The sequence below is a fragment of the Micromonospora sp. NBC_00821 genome, from assembly GCF_036347035.1.
GTDB lineage: Bacteria > Actinomycetota > Actinomycetes > Mycobacteriales > Micromonosporaceae > Micromonospora > Micromonospora hortensis.
On record NZ_CP108880.1, the window covers coordinates 818,800 to 836,736 of the forward strand.

Below are 17,937 nucleotides of genomic sequence, written 5' to 3' on the forward strand. Positions count from 1 at the left end.
GTGACAGCAACGATCTCCACGACCTCGGTCACCCCCACCCGGCGGCGACGGTCGGCTCGACTGTCGCCGCTGCTGGTGGCGTTCGTCCTCGTGCCGTTCGCTGTCGAGAGCGTCTGGGTCTTCTGGCCGGCGATCCAGGGCTTCTGGTTCTCCCTCACCCGCTGGGACGGCATGACACCGCCGACCTTCGTCGGCACCGACAACTACGTCGAGCTGGCCGGCGACGCCACCTTCCGGGGCGCGCTGGTCAACACGGTGATCTGGCTGGTGCTCTTCGGCGGCCTCTCCGTGCTGGGTGGCTTCGGCATGGCGCTCGTCCTGCAGAAGGAGCGGCGCTTTGTCGGCTTCTACCGGGCCGCGCTGTTCACCCCTGTGGTGTTCTCGCTGGTCGTGACCGCGTTGGTCTGGCGGGTCTTCTACCAGCCCGACGGCGTCGCCGACACGCTGCTGCGGGCCGTCGGCCTGGAACAGCTGATCCGGCCGTGGCTCGCCGACCCGCAGACCGCCCTGTACGCGGTGATCCTGCCCGCGCTGTGGCGGCAGATCGGGTACGTGATGGTGCTGTTCCTGGCCGGGTTGAAGGCGATCGACCCGGCCCTGCACGAGGCGGCCCGGATGGATGGCGCAAGCGCCTGGCAGCGGCTACGGCACGTCACGATTCCCCAGCTCAAGGGGGTCAACGCAGTGGTGCTGTCGGTCATCGTGATCGACTCGCTGCGCTCGTTCGACATCGTCTGGTCGCTGACCAAGGGCGGGCCGTACCACTCGTCGGAGCTGCTCAGCACCTACATGTACTCGACCGCGTTCCAGAGCCTGCGGCTGGGCTACGCCTCGGCGATCGCTGTCGTGATCTTCGTGCTCGCGCTGGCCGTCATCCTCGGCTACCTGGTCCGCGCGTTCCGGGAGGAAGCGTCATGAACAAGCTCCGTACCGGGGCCTTCCACACCGGCATGATCCTGCTCTCGCTGCTCTGGCTGGGCCCGGTGCTCTGGGTGGTGGTGATGTCCACCCGGTCGTTCGACGACATCGCCGCGCACGGCGTGGGCAGCCTGCCCCGGTCGTTCACACTGGACACCTATCGGCAGGCGTGGACCGACGGCGGCGAGCTGCGCGCGCTGATCAACAGCATGCTGGTCACCGTCCCGTCGGTGGCGTTGAGCCTGGGGCTGGCAGCGATGGCCGCGTTCGCGCTGAGTCGCTTCCGGATCCCCGGGCGGCGCACGATCCTGCTGCTGATGCTCGCCGGCAACCTGCTCCCACCGCAGATCCTGCTCATCCCGGTGGCCAAGTTCAGCGAGCTGACCGGCCTGTACGACACGCTCTGGGCGTTGATCGCGGTGCAGGTCGGCTTCGGGCTCGGCTTCTACACGTTCGTCCTGCACGGCTTCATGCGGGACCTGCCGGGCGAGATCCAGGAGGCGGCCACCATCGACGGCGCCGGCACGGCGCAGATCTTCACCAAGGTGATGCTGCCGTTGACCCGACCCGCGCTGGCCGCCCTCGGGGCGCTGTCGTTCACCTGGATCTTCAACGACCTGCTCTGGGCGATCACCGTGCTGCGTACCGATGACAACATGCCGGTCACCCCGGCGCTGCTCGCCCTCCAGGGCCAGTTCGTCTCGTCCTGGAACGTCATCGCCGCCGGCACCGTCATCGCGGCCGTGCCCACCGTCGCGGTGTTCCTCCGCTTCCAGCGGCACTTCGTCTCTGGCCTGGCGCTCGGAGCGGTGAAGTGACCGCCGAGGCCGGGCAGCGCTGGACGCTGCGCGGCACGCACACCGAGTACACGGTGACGGTGCCGGCGCACGGCCGCTGGCTGGAACTTGTCGCGTGGGGGCCGCATGGCGTCTCCGACGGGCCCTCGCCGGTCGCCTACGACGGCCCGGTCCCGTTCCTCACCGCCGGGGACGCGGCCCCCATCGAGTACGCCACCGACGCCGACCGCCCGTTCACCGGCGCCGACCTGGTGATCGAGACCTCGAACGGGCAGCGCCGGGTGGGCTTCGTGCACACCGACGCGCGGGTCGACGCCGACCAGCGGGAGCTGGCCGTCGAGTTCGCCGACCCGGTCACCGGGCTGCGCGCCACAGTGCACTACCGGGTGCCGGTCGGCACCGACGTGGTGCAGCGGTGGGTCGAACTGGCCAACGACGGCAGCGAGGCGCTGCGGGTCGTCCGGGCCGGATCGGGCGGGTTCTGCGTACCGACGCCGCACGGCGCGCTGCTCAGCCACCAGTGGGGCCAGTGGGAGCAGGAGTTCCAGCTCTCCCACGTCGAGCTGGGCCACGGCGCGTTCAGCATCGGCAGCTCCCAGGGCGTACCCGGGCATCTGCACGTGCCCTGGCTGGCCGTGCGTGACACGGCGGAGCCGGCCGGTCCGGCGTGGGGGATGGCGCTGGCCTGGACCGGCTCGTGGGAGATCAGCGCCGAGCGGGACACCGGCGGCCTGACCCGCGTCCGGGTCGGCCGTCAGCTGGTCGACGGGCCGCTGGAGTTGGCCGCCGGCGAGCGGTTGGCACTGCCGGTGACCACCGGGGCGTACAGCCCGGACGGCCTGGACGGGCTGGCCCGGGTCTGGCACACCCACCAGCGGTCGCTGGCCGGCGACCGGCTCAGCCCCCGCCCGGTGCTCTACAACTCCTGGGAGGCGACCTACTTCGCGGTCGAGGCGCAGAGTCAGCTCGCGCTCGCCCGGATCGCCGCCGAGCTGGGCGTGGAGACGTTCGTCGTGGACGACGGCTGGTTCGTGGGCCGCGACGACGACACCGCCGGGCTGGGCGACTGGACGCCCGACCCGGCGAAGTTCCCGGCCGGGTTCGACACCTTCATCGCCGACGTCCGCGCCCTCGGGCTGAACTTCGGGCTCTGGGTCGAGCCGGAGTGCGTCAACCCGAAGTCATCCCTGTACGCCGAGCACCCAGACTGGGTCTACTCCGTCGACGGCCGACCGCTCACCCCGATCCGCAACCAGTACCTGCTCGACCTGGGCCGGCCGGAGGTCGCCGAGTTCGTCCACTCCACGGTCGACGGCCTACTGCGCCGGTACGACATCGACTACCTGAAGTGGGACTTCAACAGGCCGCGTACCGAGCCGGGTCGGTCCGGCGGGTTGGGCCCCCTCGACCTGGACGGCGCGCACGTCGCCAACCTGCATCGGATCTACGAGCGGTTGCGCCGGGACCATCCCGGTGTGCTGATCGAGGCGTGTGCCGGGGGAGGTGCGCGGACCGACCTGGCGATGGCCGCCCGGGCCGACGTCTTCTGGCCCAGCGACAACACCGGCCCACTGGACCGGCTGGCCATCCAGTACGGCTTCCTGCACGCCAACGCCCCACACCTGCTCAGCTCCTGGGTCACCGACGCGCCCGGCCTGTTCGACACCCGCCCCCGGTCGCTGGCGTTCCGATTCGTCCTGGCGATGGCCGGTGTGCTCGGCATCGGCGCGGACATCCGGTCGTGGACCCCCGCCGAGCGGGCCGAGGCGGCCGGCTGGATCGCCCGCTACAAGGAGATCCGGGACGTCGTCACGCACGGCGAGGTGCACCTGATCGGTGGCCCCGACCAGGCCCGCTGCGCGGTGCAGTACTCCGCGCCGGACGAGAACCAGATCGTCGTGCTCGCCTGGCACACCGGTCGGCTCGACGGCGCGGGGCTGCTTCCGTCCCGCCCGGTCCGGTTGCCCCTTCGTGGCCTCGACCCCGCGGCCCGTTACTCGCACGGCGATCGGCACTACTCCGGCAGCCACCTCGCCACCGTCGGCCTGCCCGTGCGGTGGAGCGCGACCCACGACGCCGACCTCATCGTGCTGACCCGCGACTGAGTTCGGAGCACCACCACCCCCACCCCCGAGGGACAGGAGTACCTCCATGCGCCTGAACCGACAGATGACCGCAGCCCTGGCCGTGCTCGGCCTGGGCCTGGCCAGCCCGATGCCGGCGATGGCCGGCCCACCCCACGCCGACCCGCCACCGGCCGGCCATGGACCCGGCCGCCCCGGTCACGCCCCGGCGGCCACCGGCGCCGAGGACCAGGGCGCGCCGACCTTCTTCAACAGCGGCCTCGCCCCGACGCCCTACCAGGGCTGGAACACCTACTTCGGTCTCGGTGGCGACCCCACCGAGGCCGAAGTACGGTCGGTCACCGACTACATGGTCAACAGTGGCCTGCGGGACGCCGGGTACACCTACGTGTGGATCGACGGCAACTGGGCCGCGCCCACCCCGCGCAACGAGGCCGGTCAGCTCGTCGCCGACCCGGCCCGCTTCCCCGGCGGGATGGCGGCGCTGGCCGCGTACATCCACAGCAGGGGGATGAAGGCCGGCATCTACACCGACGCTGGCCCGTACCTGCCGGGGCAGTGTGGGCTCGGCAGCAACGGCCACTACCGGGCGGACATCGCCCAGTTCGCCGGCTGGGGCTTCGACGCGCTGAAGGCCGACTGGCTGTGCGGCCGGGCCGCCGGCCTCGACCCGGAGACCACCTTCCGGGAACTGGCCGAGGCGGTACGCCAGTCGCCCCGACCGATGCTGCTCAACATCTGCAACCCGGTCAGCTCGGACTGGGGCGGCGGCCCGTACACCCCGGAGCAGCTCTCCACCTGGAGCTACACGTACGCGCCCACCATCGCCGACTCCTGGCGGACGTATACAGACGTGGGGCTCACCGACCCGTCCCCGCAGTGGGCGTACCCGTGGGTGCTGCGCAACATGGACGTCAACGCGTACCACCCGGCGGCCACCGGGCCGGGGCACTACAACGACCCGGACTACCTGCTGCCGATGCGCCCGCTGCCCGACGGCGGGTACGAGCTGAGCCTTGACGAGTCCAAGACGCAGCTCGGCATGTGGGCCATCATGGCCGCGCCGCTGGTGATCGGCTCCGACCCGCGTGGCCTGCCGAAGGAGATGATCTCGGCGCTGACCAACCCGGAGATCATCGCGGTGGACCAGGACCCGCTGGTCCGGCAGGGCGTCAAGGTCGCCGACACCGGCACCGACGCGCAGGTGTGGAGCAAGGTGCTCGCCGGCTCCGGAAAGCGGGCCGTCGCGCTGCTCAACCGGCACGACAGCGCCCAGCGGATCACAGTGAACTTCGCCGACGTCGCCCTCGGTGGGTCGGTCAGGGTCCGTGACCTGTGGTCCCGCTCCAACGTGGACGCCCAGCCGGGCACCCCCGGCGTACAGCCGTTCACCGGCTCGTACACAGTCGAGGTGCCGGCGCACGGGGTGGCCATGCTCGGCCTGACCGGCGCCGACCAGGTCGCCGGCGCCGACCTCGGTGGCACCGCCAGCGCCAGCCCGGCGCTGGTCCGGGTGGGCGACACCCACGCCACCGCCTTCGTTCGCGACGCTTCCGGTGCGCTGGCCGTCAACACCCGCACCGGTACGACGTGGGGCACGCGCTGGACCTCGCTCGGCGGCCCGGTCGGCGGCCGGATCCTCGGTCAGCCGGCGGCGTACGGCTCCGCCGACGGGCGGCTCGACGTCTTCGTCCGTGGCACCGACAACGCCGCCTGGCAGCGCAGTTACGTGGCCGGCGGGTGGGGACCGTGGCGCAGCCTCGGCGGCACGCTGACCGACGCGCCGACGGTTGCCTGGACCAGTCCGACGCAGTGGACGCTCGTCGCCCGCGGTGCCGACGGCAAGCTCTGGTCGCGTACGCCGAACGCCGGCTGGACCGGCGTCGGGGCTCCGGAGAACCGGCCGTTCTACGGTCGGCCGAGCGCTGTCGTCGACGAGGCCGGTGTGCTGCACGTGGCGGTCCGCAGCCGCACCGACGAGGTGTGGTGGAGCAGCCGGACCGGCACCACCTGGTCGGCCTGGACCAACCTGGGCGGTACCACCAGCGGCAGCCCGACACTGCTTGCCACCTCCGGCCGGGTCTACCTGTTCGCGCTGGCCGCCGACAACCGGCTCTGGCAGCGCAACCTGGCCGACGGGGCCTGGGGCGGCTGGTTCCGACGCGGTGAGTTCGCCACCGACGCGTTCCGGGGTGCGCCCGGGGCCGCCGCCGGTGCCAACGGCAGCGCCTGGCTGGCGGTGCGTGGCGTCGACGACCGGGTGCACCAGGTCACCCTCTGATTCACGGTGGCGGGCCGTCGACCTGACGGCCCGCCACCCCGCCAGCGTGACTCGGCTGCCGCCTCGGCCAGCACCAACACGGCCTCCAGTGGTGGCAGTGCGGTGGTCCGGTCGTGGTCAGGGGTTTCAGTCGCGCCGGACGAGGCCCGGGCCGGCGATGATGTCGATGTCGCCGTCGGCGATCTCGTGGCCGGCGGCGCACCGGAGCACGGCGCGGATCGGCTCGCCGCAGTCGTGGTGGGTGGCGACGACGGACGGGCCGGTGTCGGTGGCGGCCCAGGTGTCGCCCCAGTTGCGTAGTGCGGTGATGACGGGCAGGAGTTCGCGGCCCTTGCGGGTGAGTTGGTACTCGTGGCGGGTGCGCTGCCCGGGCTCCCGGTAGGGGATTCGTTCGAGCAGTTCGGCGGCGACCATCTCCTTGAGGCGGGCGGCCATGGCGGGCTCGCCGACGCCCACCCGGCGGACGAAGTCGTCGAAGCGGCGCGTGCCGAGCAGGGCCTCGCGCATGATCAGGACCGTCGACCTGCTGCCCACGATGTCCATCGCCCGGGCCACCGAGCAGTTTTCGCTCGTCCAGGAATCGCGATCGTCTCGGAGGTCCTCCATGCCCCCCAGCCTACCTGGCTTGCGTAGATGCTAGCCAGGCGCTTCACTGGGTTGCGCTGACTTCAGCATACGCAAGTCAGATCACCAGCCTGAAGGATCTTCAGTGACGACCAGCGCCACGGCCCCAACCCCACCCGGAGCGACCCCAACCGGGAAGAACCCACCAGGACCGGCCGCGACCGCTCGTTCGTCGGTGCGTGGGTCCCGCCCGGTGACCCTGATCGCCATGTGCCTGGGCGCGATGATCACGTTCCTTCAGATCACCGCGACGGTCTCCGCGTTGACCACGATCCAGCGGGACCTGCGGGTCGACCCCACCACTCTGGTCTGGATCCCCAGCGCCTACACCCTGATGGTGGCGAGCGTCGTGCTGTCCGCGGCCACCCTGGGCAGCCGCTACGGGCGAAGGCGCATGTTCGGCGCGGGGGTCGTCGCGATGATCGCCGGCGCGGCCGTCGTGGCTGGCGCTCCGACCGTCGCGTGGGTGATCGTCGGGCAGTTGGTCGCCGGCCTCGGCGGGGCCCTGATCCTGCCGAACAGTCTGGCGATCCTCGGCGCGACCTTCACCGACCCGCACCGACGGACCGAGGTCATCACCGCGTGGTCGGCGGCGTCCGGCATCGGCCTCGCGATCGGCCCGCTCATCGCAGGCTTCCTGCTGCGGCACTACCAGTGGCACAGCGTCTACCTGTCGACGATCGCGCTGGGTCTGGTCACCCTCGTCGTCGCCATCGTCGGGGTGGCCGAGTCCCGGCCGAGCGCCGCCCGACTCGACGTGCCCGGCCTGCTGCTGGGCACCGTCGCCATCGCGGCAGCCGTCTACGCGCTGATCCAGGGCGGCAAGGTCGGCTACACCAGCCCGGTGGTGTCGACGGGCTGGGTCGTCGCAGTCGTCGCACTTGTCGCGTTCGTGCTGGTCGAGCTGCGGGCCAGCGCGCCAATGCTCGACGTGCGGCTGTTTCGGTCCGCGTCGTTCAGCGCCGTCATGGTCGTCGCCGCGGTGTCGCTGTTCGGTTTCACCGGTGTGGCGATCCTGCTGGTCCTCTTCCACGAACGTGCCCAGGCGCTCAGCCCGCTGGACACCGGCTGGCGGATGCTGGTGCTCTTCGGGGCGTACGTGCTGGTCGCCTTCGGTGCCGGGCGCGCGATTCGTCGTACCGGATTCAAGGCGCCGTTGACCCTCGGCCTGGTCCTCGGTGCGGTGGCCAGCTTCGCGCTGGCGAACCAGGGGCCGACCACGTCGTTCGGTGACCGCTGGGCACTGTTCGCGTTGTTCGGGGCGGCCGGCGGTCTGGTGGTGGCCCCGGCGACGGCGGCGGCGTTGGCCAGCGTCTCGCCCGCCCAGGCCGGCATGGCCTCCGGCGCTGTCAACGCCGCCCGCCAGGTCGGCTCGGTGCTCGGCTCGTCAGTGCTCGGCACGCTCCTCACCACAACGATGGTGGCCGACCTGCCGGACCGGCTCGCCGCGCACCAGATCGGCGAACCCACCCGCACCGCCGTGCAGGCTGCGGTGGCCTCCGGCGCCAACGGCGGCCAACCACTGCCCGACCCGGTCCGGGCGGCGATCGCCGAGGCACTGACCTCCGGTGTCCAGGCCGGATTGCGGGTCAACGGCGTCGTCTTCCTCGTCACCGCGGTGCTGGCGGTCACCCTGATCCGCAACCGGCCGCACCAGCACTAGGAAGCCAACGCGTCCAACTCCTCGACGGCGTCGGTCGGCAGTTTCAGGTCGGCCGCCGCCATGTTCTCCCGCAGGTGCGCCAGGCTGGAGGTGCCGGGAATCAGCACCGTGGTGGGGGAGCGCTGGAGCAGCCAGGCGAGGGCGACCTGCTGCGGTGAGGCGCCCAGTCGGGCGGCCACGTCGTCGAGCGTGTCGGACTGCAACGGCGTGAACCCGCCGAGCGGGAAGAACGACGCGAACGCGATGTTCTCCTCCGCGCACCTGTCGACCAGGGCGTCGTCCCGCCGGTTGGCGAGGTTGTAGAGGTTCTGCACGGTGACCACCGGCGCGATGGCCTGCGCCTCGTCGAGCTGGTCGAGCGTCACGTTGCTGAGCCCCAGGTGCCGGATCAGCCCTTCCTGCCGCAGCTCTGCCAGGGCGGCGAACTGCGCACCGAGCGGCGCGTCGCCGGTGCCCTCGGCCATGCCTACCCGCAGGTTGACCACGTCGAGCACGTCCAGGCCGAGGTGTTCCAGGTTCTCCCGTACCTGGGCCTTGAGGTCGTCCGGCTCCAGAGCCGGGATCCAGGAGCGGTCGGCGCCGCGGCGCGCGCCGACCTTGGTGACGAGGTGCAAACCCTGGGGGTACGGGTGGAGTGCCTCGCGGATCAGCTCGTTGACGACGACGGGCCCGTAGAAGTCGCTGGTGTCGATGTGCCGGACGCCCAGGTCGACGGCCTCGCGGAGCACGGCGAGCGCCTGCTCGCGGTCGCGGGGCGGGCCGAAGACACCCGGGCCGGCCAACTGCATCGCCCCGTAGCCCATCCGGCTCAGGGTGAGGCCGTCAGCGGGGGTGAGGGCACCGCCGGGAAGGTTCTCGCTCATCTCATCCTCTATCCGTGATCGCAGTAGGTACGCGTCGACTGTCCGCCGGCAGCCGGCCGGGCGGCAGGGCGAGCTGTTCCTGGTAGTGACACAGCCAGTCACCGGGCCGCCCGGCGATCTACCGTCGGTGGCATGGACGCAACGAACCCGCTCGGCGACTTCCTGCGCGCCCGCCGGGAGCAGACCCGGCCCGAGGACGTCGGGCTCGGCCCCGGCGTGGGCCTACGACGGGTGCCGGGACTGCGGCGTGAGGAGGTGGCGATGCTGGCCGGCATCAGCGCCGACTACTACCTCCGATTGGAGCAGGGTCGCGAGCGGCACCCTTCGGTGCAGGTCCTCGACGCCCTCGCCGGAGTGCTGCGGCTGGATCCGGAGGCGACCGCGTACATGATCGGGTTGAGCCGTGCGCGGTCGCGCCGTGCGTCCCGACCGGCCGCCGAGCGGGTCCCGGCCAGCATCCTGCACCTGCTGCGGCAGCTCTCCATGCCGGCCTTCGTGCAGAATCGCTACCTCGACATCCTGGCGTCGAACCCGATGGCGAGGGCGCTGTCGCCGAATCTCGCCCCGGGTGCCAACCGACTCCTGGCGGTGTTCCTGGACGAGGCCGAGCGAGAGCTGTTCCGCGACTGGCGGCAGGCGATGCAGGGCGTCGTGGGGCAGATGCGTGCCGACTCGGGCGGGGCCACCGACGACCCACGGTTGACGGCTCTGGTGGGCGAGTTGTCACTCAAGAGCGATTGCTTTCGGCAACTGTGGGCGCGCCACGAGGTGCGTCGGCGGGAGGGCATCGTCAGCCGGCTGCACCATCCTGAGGTGGGCGACCTCGACCTGTACTGCGACAAGCTCGCGGTGGCGGGCGCCGACGGGCAGCTACTGGTGATCTACCACGCCGAGCCCGGTACGGAGTCGGCCCGCTCGTTGGCGCTGCTCGGCTCGATCGCCGCCAGTAGCGCCGACGACACGCCGGACAGCCTCCGGCCCGGCGACCCGGCGCGCCTCTATCCGCTGGAGTGAGCCGGTCAGGGCCGCTGCGGGGCTACCTGGGTGGGGAGGTGGTCGTAGCGTTTGCGCATGGCCTCGCTGGCGGCCGGGCCGGCGGCGTACACGAAGTCGACGTCGTCGAGCGGGCGGCCGGTGCGGCGGTCCACGATCACCGGGTCGGCCTCCACCCCGGTGGTCCGGTCGACGAGGATCATGCTGCGCTCGCTCGGATCGAGGCGTGAGTTACCCCAGGCGGCGAGGGCGACGACGACGGGCCGCAGGCTGCGGCCGAGGTCGGTGAGGACGTACTCGTAGCGGTCGGGCCTGGTCTGGTAACGGCGACGTTCGAGCAACCCCTGCCCGGTGAGGGTCTTCAGCCGGCTGGTCAGGATGCTGGACGACACGCCCAGGTTGGCCTGGAACTGGTCGAACCGGGTGTAGCCGTCGAAGGCGTCGTGCAGGATCAGCAGCGTCCACCACTCGCCCACGTGGCCGAGCGCGCTGGACAGCGGGCATTCGCGGTCCTCCAAGCGGAGGACACTCCGGCCGGCACCGTGGTGACCGCGACGATCACCGGTGACTTCCCCGGCAGCCCGTTCGCCGGCCTCCGGTACCGCTTCAGCGACTACGACGACACCGCGATCCGGCGACTGCGCATCGCCCCCTGACGACACGCCGCGCCCCCGACGACCGCACCGCGCCCTCGCGACCGCATGGGCGCTGGTGGCCGAGCGGCGGACGGGATGGCAGGGCGGCGGACTTGACGACACTTGTTTGTGAGTGCACACTTACAAACATGCGATCCACCGCCGAGGCCCGCCGGGTCACCGTCCTGAACACCGCAGTGTCGGTGTTCGCGCGCGCCGGCTTCCACGCCACCCCGGTCACCGCCGTGGCCGCCGCCGCCGGCATCTCCGAGGCGTACGTCTTCCGGCTCTTCTCCGGAAAGCTCGGCTTGTTCGTGGCGGCAGCGGGGGCGTGTTTCGACCGGATCGCCGACGCGATCGAGGCGGGTGCGGAGCGCGCCGGGGGTGACAGCCCGGAGGAGATCCTCGACGCCATGGGCGGTGCCTACGCGGAGCTGATCGCCGATCGCGACCTGCTGCTCTTCCAGGTGCAGGCGCAGGCCGTCACTGACATCCCGGAGGTCGCCGAGGCGGTGCGGGCCGGCTACCGGCGGGTCGCGACCTTCGTGCAGAGTCGGGCCCGGGCCAGCGACGCGCAGGTGCAGCAGTTCTTCGCGTACGGCCAGTTGTGTCACCTGATCGTGACCGCCGGCCTGGAGCAGGTCGCGGAGCCATGGGCTCGCGCCCTGACCGCCGGCATTCGCCACCCCTGACCGACCCCGATGCTGGGCCGCCTCGGCGGCCCACTCTTTTGGACCGACAAGTGTGTGAGTGCACACTTACAAACAAGGGAGAACCCCGATGACCACCGAGACGACGATCACCGAAGTGGTACTGCCCGGCGTGGTGGAGCCCGACGGCCTCCGGCTGCACCGGCGCGCCATGCCCGTCCCCGCCCCGGGGCAGGCACTCGTCCAGGTCGAGGCCACCGGCATCTCGTTCGCCGAGCAGCAGATGCGCCACGCGCTCTACCCCGGCCAGCCGAAGTTCCCGTTCGTGCCCGGCTACGACCTCGTCGGCACCGTCCGGGCGGTGGGTCCCGGCGGCGACGACGCACTGGTCGGCACCCGGGTGGCGGCGGTCACCAAGACCGGCGCCTGGGCCACGCACGCGATTGTCGACATCGACGCCCTGGCCCCGGTGCCCGTCGGCCTGGACCCCGCCGCGGCCGAGACCGTCGTCGTCAACGGGGTGACCGCCTGGCAGATGCTGCGGGACGCCGACCTGACGGCCGGGCAGACGATCCTCGTGCACGGCGCGAACGGCGGCGTCGGGAGCGTGCTCGTCCAACTCGGCCGACACCTCGGACTGCGGGTCATCGGCACCGCCGCCGAACGACACCACGCCGGGCTGCGCGCGCTCGGCGTCGAACCGCTCGACTACCGCGACCCGGACATGGCCGCGCGGGTCCGCGCTCTGTCGCCCGGTGGCGTCGACGCCGTCTTCGACCCGGTCGCCGGCCCGGGCGTACGCACCTCGTACGCCCTGCTCGCCCCCGGCGGCAAGCTGGTCGTCTACGGCAACGCCGCCGCCGTGGGCACCGGGCAGTCGGTCGCGTGGGTCTTCGTGAAGCTGCTGACCCGCCTCTACACCTGGAACGCGCTGCCCAACGGCCACCGGGCCGGCTTCTACAACTTCTGGGCCGGTCAGCTCACCCGCCGCGCCGCGTTCCGCCGTCGCCTGCGCACCGACCTCGGCATCGTGCTCGACCTGCTACGGCAGGGAGTGATCGTGCCGCAGATCGCCGCTCGCTACCCCCTCAGCGAGGTCTCCGCGGCACTGGTGTTCGCCGAGAACCGCAGCCGGGCCGGCAAGGTGGTGCTGGAGCCCTGACCTCCGGCCCGTCCAGGGCGCTGGTGCGGCGGGACGCCGCGAGGGCGTACGGTGAACATGTCGCCCGGGACCCCGGTGGCCGCCAGACGCCGTCGCCACCAGCCCGCCAGGGGCGTTACCGCTCATCTTCTCCATCGCCGCGACGTAACGGTCGTGTCGGCTGATCGCAGACCGCGTCCCGACCGACCGGCGCCGCGTCGCCGGTGTCCGGCGGTCGGTTGCCCGACGCGCGCACTTGGGTACACCCTCCGTGCGAATTGTTCCGAACGCCTTAACTAGGGAGTACCAGATGAGGATCGCCAGGGATCGGATCGTCGCCGCACTTCGCGACCGGGGCCAGCAGGCGCGGGCCGACTGGGTCGAGCGCGAGCTGCCGGAGCGCGTGGACCCGGCCAAGCACTCGGGGCTGCTCGCCACCCTGAACCTCAACCCAGCTGATCTCGTCGACGCGTCCTCCCCTTGAGGGTTGCGCTGCTCGGACCGGTCGCCTGGCGTACGCCCCCGCACCACTACGGCCCGTGGGAGCAGGTGACCGGCTTGCTCGCCGAGGGGCTGGTCAGCCGCGGGGTCGACGTGACGCTCTTCGCGACACTGGACTCCGTCACGTCCGCCCAGCTCGACGGAGTCTGCCCACGGGGGTACGCGGACGACCCTGATCTGGACGGTCGGGTGTGGGAGGCGATGCACGTCTCCCACGCGATGGCCCGCTCGGCGCAGTTCGACCTGGTGCACAGTCACCTGGACTGGCTGCCGCTGGCGTTCGCGGAGCACTGCCGCGCGCCACTGCTGACCACAGTGCACGGTTTCTCCGGCGCGGGGATCCTGCCCGCCTATGGCCGAGCCCGCTCGTCGTACGTGTCGATCTCCGACGCCGACCGGGCGCCGGAGCTGGACTACGTGGCCACGGTCTACCACGGCGTCGATGTCGCCGGACTGCCGTTCACCAATGAGGCCGGTCCTGGGCTGGCCGCCTTCGGCCGGATCCACCCGGACAAGGGCACCCACACCGCGATCGAGATCGCCCGCCGCGCCGGCCGGCCCCTCACCATCTGCGGGATCGTGCAGGACGAGCGGTACTTCGCTGAGCAGGTCGCCCCACACATCGACGGCGACCAGGTCATCTTCCTCGGGTCGGTGGGTCCGCGACGGCGTGCCGAGGTGCTGGGTGACAGCACCGCACTGCTGCACCCGATCGCCTTCGACGAGCCGTTCGGGCTGTCGGTGGTGGAATCGATGGTCTGTGGCACACCGGTCGTCGCCTACAAGCGAGGGTCCATGCCCGAGGTCGTCGACGAAGGGGTGACGGGTCTCCTCGTCTCCACCGTCGACCAGGCCGTCGAAGCGATCACCCAGGTCGCCGGCCTCGATCGGGTGCAGTGTCGGGCGCTGGCGTTGAAGCGCTTCAGCGCGGACCGGATGGTCACCGACTATCTCGCCGTCTACGACAAGCTCGTCGGCAACTGACTGAACTGCACCGCTCTCCGTTCCGCCGGTCACACACGCTGACCGGCGTGCGCCGTCCCCGCGTGAGGCTCACCCGTACTCCTGCGGTGGCCGACAACCGGAAGGCCCGACGTTCATGCTCAGCTACGGATTCCTCAGCACCCACCCACCGACCCGGTGCGGACTGGCCACCTTCAACGCGGCCCTCGCCGCCCAGTTGACCGCCGACGGCACCCGCGGCGGCATCGTCCGGGTCACCGATCACGGCGACGACCAGCGGCCCGTACCCGGGGTGGTGCACACCTGGTCGGCGCGTAACCCGGCCGGCTGGCGGGAGGCTGCGGCCGCTCTGAACGCGTACGACGTGGCGATCGTCCAGCACGAGTACGGCATCTACCCCGGCACCGACGGCGAGGAGGTCCTGCCGTTGCTGCGGCGGCTCAGCGTGCCGAGCATCGTGGTGCTGCACACAGTGCTCAGCCAGCCCTCGGCCCGGCAGAAATCCCTGTTGGAGCAGATCGTGGCGACCGCCGGGGCGGTCGTCACGATGACCGACACGGCCCGCGACCGGCTGCTCGTCGGGTACGCCGTGCCACCGGGCAAGGTGACCGTGATCCCGCACGGCGCGGCCGAACTCGCCGGTGTGCCCGTCGACCGACGTACCCGCCCGCACTTGTTGACCTGGGGGCTGCTCGGGCCGGGCAAGGGCATCGAGTGGTCGTTGCGGGCCCTCGCGCGCTTGCAGGATCTGGAACCGACTCCGACCTACACGGTGGCGGGGCGGACCCACCCGAAGGTGATCGAGCACCACGGTGAGGCGTACCGGGCGGGGCTGCACCAGCTCGGTGCCCAGTTGGGCGTCGCGCACGCCGTCGACTACCAGGACGTCTACCACGACCAGGAGGCGCTGGGCCGGTTGATCCGCTCCGCCGACGTGGTCGTGCTGCCCTACGACTCCCGCGAACAGGTCACCTCCGGAGTACTCATCGAAGCGGTGGCCGCCGGAGTGCCCGTCGTGGCGACGGCGTTCCCGCACGCCGTCGAGCTGCTGACCGGTGGGCCCGGCCTGGTCGTACCCCACCAGAACCCGGCGGCACTGGCCAAGGCGATCCGGCGGGTCCTGATCGAACCGGGCCTGGCCGCCCGGCTGGCCGGACGGGTTCGTCCGCTGGCCGCGCACCTGCGTTGGCCTGCGGTGGCGGCCCGCTACGGCGCTCTCGCCGAAGAGCTCGTCGACGCCCGCAAACCCGCCATCAGCGCCGTGCCGGCGTGACGGCGACCACCGGACGCTCCCGGACGTCGACGGGTGGGCGCTGGGTGACGGCACCCGCGCCCAGCTTCGCGCACCTGGCTCGGCTCAGCGATGACACCGGCCTGTTCGAGCACGCACGGCACGCCATCGTCCGGCGTGAGCATGGTTACTGCACCGACGACGTGGCCCGTGGCCTGCTGGTCGTGAGCCGCGAGCCGGAGCCGAGCGAGGAACTGCTCCGGCTGGCGGAGGGTTACCTGGCGTTCCTGACCCACGCGCAGGACGCTGGCGGAGCGTTCCGCAACCGGCTCGGGCACGACCGGCGCTGGGTCGACGAGGCAGGGCTCGGCGACTGGTGGGGTCGAGCTCTGTGGGGCCTGGGCACTGCCGTCGCCCGCAGCCCCGCCCCATGGGTACGCGAGGAGGCGCTGGTCGCCTTCAGTCGGGGTGCCGCCCGCCGGGCCAAGGCCCCGCACACGATGGCCTTCGCCGGTCTGGGCGCGGCCGAGGTGCTTCGCCGTCACCCGGGTCACGTCGCCGCCGCGTCCCTGCTGGCGGACGCGGCCAGCACGATCGGCCCGCCGGCCTCCGACGCGGGGTGGCCGTGGCCACGGCAGGAGCTGACGTACGCCAGTGCCGCCCTCGCCGAGGTGGTCATCGCCGCGAGTCAGCTTCGCGAGGGTGGCCCACCTCTCGACGATGGCCTACGCATGTTGACCTGGCTGCGCGATGTCCAGCTCCGCGACGGGCGGCTGTCGGTCGTACCGGCCGGAGGTTGGCGGCGCGGCGCCGTACGGCTGCACCACGACCAGCAGCCGATCGAGGTCGCCGCCTTCGCCGATGCCTGCGCCACGGCGGCCACCGTCACCGGTGACCCGGCGTGGGACGACGGGGTGCGGCAGGCGGTCGGGTGGTTCCTCGGCGACAACGACCTCGGCACGCCGATGTGGGATCCGGCGACCGGCGGTGGCTACGACGGGCTGACCGCGCACGGGCCCAACCTCAACCAGGGCGCCGAGTCCACCCTCGCGCTCATCTCCACGCTGCAGCACGCCCGGCGGTGGTCGTGACAGGGAGTCTGGCCGTCCGACAGGACGTCACTCTCACCCCGGATCCGCGCCGCGTCATCGTCAAGCTCTTCGTGCCGGGTGAGGACGCCGCCGTGGTACGGACCCGCGCGCAGGCGCTGATCGACCGGGTCGGGCAGCTCGACGACGAGGAGACCGCACGGCTGCTGCGGGAAACCCTCGACCGGTTCGGCGCCCGGCACCGCGACCTGGCCGGCACCTTCCACCACCACTACGAGCTGGTCCGGCACCGCGCCGCACGGGCCCGGGACCTCTCACCGAGCAGCCGGCTGCTGGTCGGCGCCTACTTCAGCCACGAGTACGCCGTCGAGGCCGCCGCCCTGTGCAACCCGTCGATGGTGGTCCACCCGGACCAGGGCGGTCTCGGCCCGGGGCAACTGCGCGTCGCCATCAGCCTGCGCCAGGTCGGGGAGGGCCACGTGTCCTCTATCGGTTTCGCCACCGCGATCGTCGGACCAGGTGAACAGCTCAGGATCGCCGACCGGGCCGGGCCGTTGGCCGTCGGGCAACGGACTGGCGTACGGCACCGTCGGGACCTGCTCGTTGCCGGCTTGGCCGAGGAGGGCTGCGACAACGAGGTCGCTGCCACCGTGCTGGACGCGTTGCCCGAGTGGTACGACGGGGCCGCCTTCGAGCGGGTGCTCGGCAACCTGCCACCCGATCTGCTCTCCCGCAGCACCGGGTTGGCGACCGTCGAACAACTGCGTCGTACCAACGCCGGTAGCTACGCCACTGCCTTCCCCGCGGACACGGCCCTGCACGAACGGGTGCTGTGGCCGGCGACCCCGGCGGAGAGCAACGGCATGGAGGACGCCCGGTTCGTCCGCTTCGTCGATGAATCCGGGCCGGTGTACCGGGCCACCTACACCGCCTACGACGGCCGGAACATCGCCACCCGCGCGCTGGCCAGCGACGACCTGCGCCGTTTCGAGATGACCCCGATGCGCGGACCAGGTGCCCGCAACAAGGGGCTCGCGCTGTTTCCGCGTACCGTCGGCGGCCGGCACCTGGCACTGTGCCGTGCCGACGGCGAGACCATCGGCCTGACCGCCCTGGACGGCGAGAGCCGCTGGCAGGCCCCGACCCCGTTGCACGCACCGGGCGAGAGCTGGGAACTTATCCAGGTCGGCAACTGCGGATCACCGATCGAGACCGACGTCGGCTGGCTCGTGCTCACCCACGGCGTCGGGCCGATGCGTCGGTACGCGATCGGTGCGCTCCTGCTCGACCTGCACACACCGGAGCGGGTCGTCGCCCACCTGCCTGGTGCGCTTCTCGCACCCGACGACAACGATCGGGACGGGTACGTGCCGAACGTCGTCTATTCCTGCGGTGCGCTCGTGCACGACGGTGAGCTGTGGGTGCCGTACGGGGCGAGTGACGCGCGAGTGGGATTCGCCACCGTGCCGTTGTCCGCGCTCCTCGGCGCGATGGTCGGGGCGGGCGGAGAATGCGCTGGGGCGAGGTAGCCTCACCGCTGGACA

General features: G+C 71.7%; 16 protein-coding genes. 13 read left to right on the plus strand and 3 right to left on the minus strand.

The window, feature by feature from the left end; translation table 11 throughout:
* The 4 genes from OHB44_RS03875 to OHB44_RS03890 are packed head-to-tail and all read left to right on the plus strand — an operon-like array spanning window position 1 to window position 6,080.
* Window positions 1–918: a carbohydrate ABC transporter permease gene (locus tag OHB44_RS03875; RefSeq protein ID WP_238683732.1), complete on the plus strand. Its 918-nt coding sequence runs from the start codon at window positions 1–3 to the stop codon at window positions 916–918.
* Window positions 915–1,736, plus strand: a complete 822-nt coding sequence (locus tag OHB44_RS03880; RefSeq protein WP_196920834.1) for a carbohydrate ABC transporter permease — start codon at window positions 915–917, stop codon at window positions 1,734–1,736. The genes OHB44_RS03875 and OHB44_RS03880 overlap by 4 nt, the downstream gene beginning before the upstream one ends.
* Window positions 1,733–3,820, plus strand: a complete 2,088-nt coding sequence (locus OHB44_RS03885; RefSeq protein WP_330439641.1) for an alpha-galactosidase — start codon at window positions 1,733–1,735, stop codon at window positions 3,818–3,820. Before OHB44_RS03880 ends, OHB44_RS03885 begins: the two co-directional genes overlap by 4 nt.
* 46 nt (window positions 3,821–3,866) lie before the next feature.
* Window positions 3,867–6,080 carry a glycoside hydrolase family 27 protein gene (locus OHB44_RS03890; RefSeq protein WP_330439642.1) on the plus strand — a complete coding sequence of 738 codons (2,214 nt, stop codon included), beginning with the start codon at window positions 3,867–3,869 and terminating at the stop codon, window positions 6,078–6,080.
* A gap of 126 nt (window positions 6,081–6,206) precedes the next feature.
* Here the strand turns inward: OHB44_RS03890 and OHB44_RS03895 are convergent, their stop codons facing one another.
* Window positions 6,207–6,686: a winged helix-turn-helix transcriptional regulator gene (locus tag OHB44_RS03895; protein WP_210785683.1), complete on the minus strand. Its 480-nt coding sequence runs from the start codon at window positions 6,684–6,686 to the stop codon at window positions 6,207–6,209.
* Window positions 6,687–6,897: 211 nt separating this feature from the next.
* On the opposite strand from OHB44_RS03895, the gene OHB44_RS03900 reads away from it, so the two are divergent.
* Entirely contained in the window at window positions 6,898–8,367 is a 1,470-nt protein-coding gene (locus OHB44_RS03900; RefSeq protein ID WP_330439643.1) for an MFS transporter, read from the plus strand.
* Here OHB44_RS03900 and OHB44_RS03905 read toward each other — a convergent pair.
* A complete protein-coding gene (locus OHB44_RS03905; RefSeq protein WP_238683725.1) occupies window positions 8,364–9,230 on the minus strand; it encodes an oxidoreductase in 867 nt (288 codons plus the stop codon). The genes OHB44_RS03900 and OHB44_RS03905 overlap by 4 nt on opposite strands.
* A gap of 132 nt (window positions 9,231–9,362) precedes the next feature.
* Here OHB44_RS03905 and OHB44_RS03910 point away from each other — a divergent pair, with 132 nt between their 5' ends.
* On the plus strand, window positions 9,363–10,244 hold the full coding sequence (locus tag OHB44_RS03910; protein ID WP_266303785.1) for a helix-turn-helix domain-containing protein: 882 nt from the start codon (window positions 9,363–9,365) through the stop codon (window positions 10,242–10,244).
* 5 nt (window positions 10,245–10,249) lie between these two features.
* On the opposite strand, the gene OHB44_RS03915 is transcribed toward OHB44_RS03910, so the two are convergent.
* Window positions 10,250–10,741, minus strand: coding sequence for a winged helix-turn-helix transcriptional regulator (locus OHB44_RS03915; protein WP_330439644.1), 492 nt, complete (start codon window positions 10,739–10,741; stop codon window positions 10,250–10,252).
* A gap of 266 nt (window positions 10,742–11,007) precedes the next feature.
* Here OHB44_RS03915 and OHB44_RS03920 point away from each other — a divergent pair, with 266 nt between their 5' ends.
* The 7 genes from OHB44_RS03920 (at window position 11,008) to OHB44_RS03950 (ending at window position 17,922) form a co-directional block, all read left to right on the plus strand.
* Window positions 11,008–11,550 carry a TetR/AcrR family transcriptional regulator gene (locus OHB44_RS03920; RefSeq protein ID WP_266303782.1) on the plus strand — a complete coding sequence of 181 codons (543 nt, stop codon included), beginning with the start codon at window positions 11,008–11,010 and terminating at the stop codon, window positions 11,548–11,550.
* 88 nt (window positions 11,551–11,638) lie between these two features.
* On the plus strand, window positions 11,639–12,670 hold the full coding sequence (locus tag OHB44_RS03925) for a medium chain dehydrogenase/reductase family protein (RefSeq protein WP_238683721.1): 1,032 nt from the start codon (window positions 11,639–11,641) through the stop codon (window positions 12,668–12,670).
* Window positions 12,671–12,959: 289 nt separating this feature from the next.
* Window positions 12,960–13,133: a hypothetical protein gene (locus OHB44_RS03930; RefSeq protein WP_238683720.1), complete on the plus strand. Its 174-nt coding sequence runs from the start codon at window positions 12,960–12,962 to the stop codon at window positions 13,131–13,133.
* The gene (locus OHB44_RS03935; protein WP_238683719.1) at window positions 13,130–14,134 is read left to right on the plus strand and encodes a glycosyltransferase family 4 protein; all 1,005 of its coding nucleotides are present in this window, start codon (window positions 13,130–13,132) and stop codon (window positions 14,132–14,134) included. Before OHB44_RS03930 ends, OHB44_RS03935 begins: the two co-directional genes overlap by 4 nt.
* A 115-nt stretch (window positions 14,135–14,249) precedes the next feature.
* Window positions 14,250–15,386 carry a glycosyltransferase gene (locus OHB44_RS03940; protein ID WP_266303780.1) on the plus strand — a complete coding sequence of 379 codons (1,137 nt, stop codon included), beginning with the start codon at window positions 14,250–14,252 and terminating at the stop codon, window positions 15,384–15,386.
* On the plus strand, window positions 15,383–16,435 hold the full coding sequence (locus OHB44_RS03945) for a glycosyltransferase (RefSeq protein ID WP_238683717.1): 1,053 nt from the start codon (window positions 15,383–15,385) through the stop codon (window positions 16,433–16,435). The genes OHB44_RS03940 and OHB44_RS03945 overlap by 4 nt, the downstream gene beginning before the upstream one ends.
* Window positions 16,432–17,922: a glycoside hydrolase family 130 protein gene (locus OHB44_RS03950; protein WP_330439645.1), complete on the plus strand. Its 1,491-nt coding sequence runs from the start codon at window positions 16,432–16,434 to the stop codon at window positions 17,920–17,922. Before OHB44_RS03945 ends, OHB44_RS03950 begins: the two co-directional genes overlap by 4 nt.
* Window positions 17,923–17,937 lie beyond the last annotated feature (15 nt).

What these genes read in the sequence shown, in the direction of transcription:
- OHB44_RS03925 (WP_238683721.1), top strand. Translation starts at nt 11,639, where the DNA reads ATGACCACCGAGACGACGATCACCGAAGTGGTACTGCCCGGCGTGGTG.
- OHB44_RS03895 (WP_210785683.1), bottom strand. Translation starts at nt 6,686, where the DNA reads ATGGAGGACCTCCGAGACGATCGCGATTCCTGGACGAGCGAAAACTGC.
- OHB44_RS03920 (WP_266303782.1), top strand. Translation starts at nt 11,008, where the DNA reads ATGCGATCCACCGCCGAGGCCCGCCGGGTCACCGTCCTGAACACCGCA.
- OHB44_RS03910 (WP_266303785.1), top strand. Translation starts at nt 9,363, where the DNA reads ATGGACGCAACGAACCCGCTCGGCGACTTCCTGCGCGCCCGCCGGGAG.
- OHB44_RS03930 (WP_238683720.1), top strand. Translation starts at nt 12,960, where the DNA reads ATGAGGATCGCCAGGGATCGGATCGTCGCCGCACTTCGCGACCGGGGC.
- OHB44_RS03890 (WP_330439642.1), top strand. Translation starts at nt 3,867, where the DNA reads ATGCGCCTGAACCGACAGATGACCGCAGCCCTGGCCGTGCTCGGCCTG.
- OHB44_RS03880 (WP_196920834.1), top strand. Translation starts at nt 915, where the DNA reads ATGAACAAGCTCCGTACCGGGGCCTTCCACACCGGCATGATCCTGCTC.
- OHB44_RS03940 (WP_266303780.1), top strand. Translation starts at nt 14,250, where the DNA reads ATGCTCAGCTACGGATTCCTCAGCACCCACCCACCGACCCGGTGCGGA.
- OHB44_RS03905 (WP_238683725.1), bottom strand. Translation starts at nt 9,230, where the DNA reads ATGAGCGAGAACCTTCCCGGCGGTGCCCTCACCCCCGCTGACGGCCTC.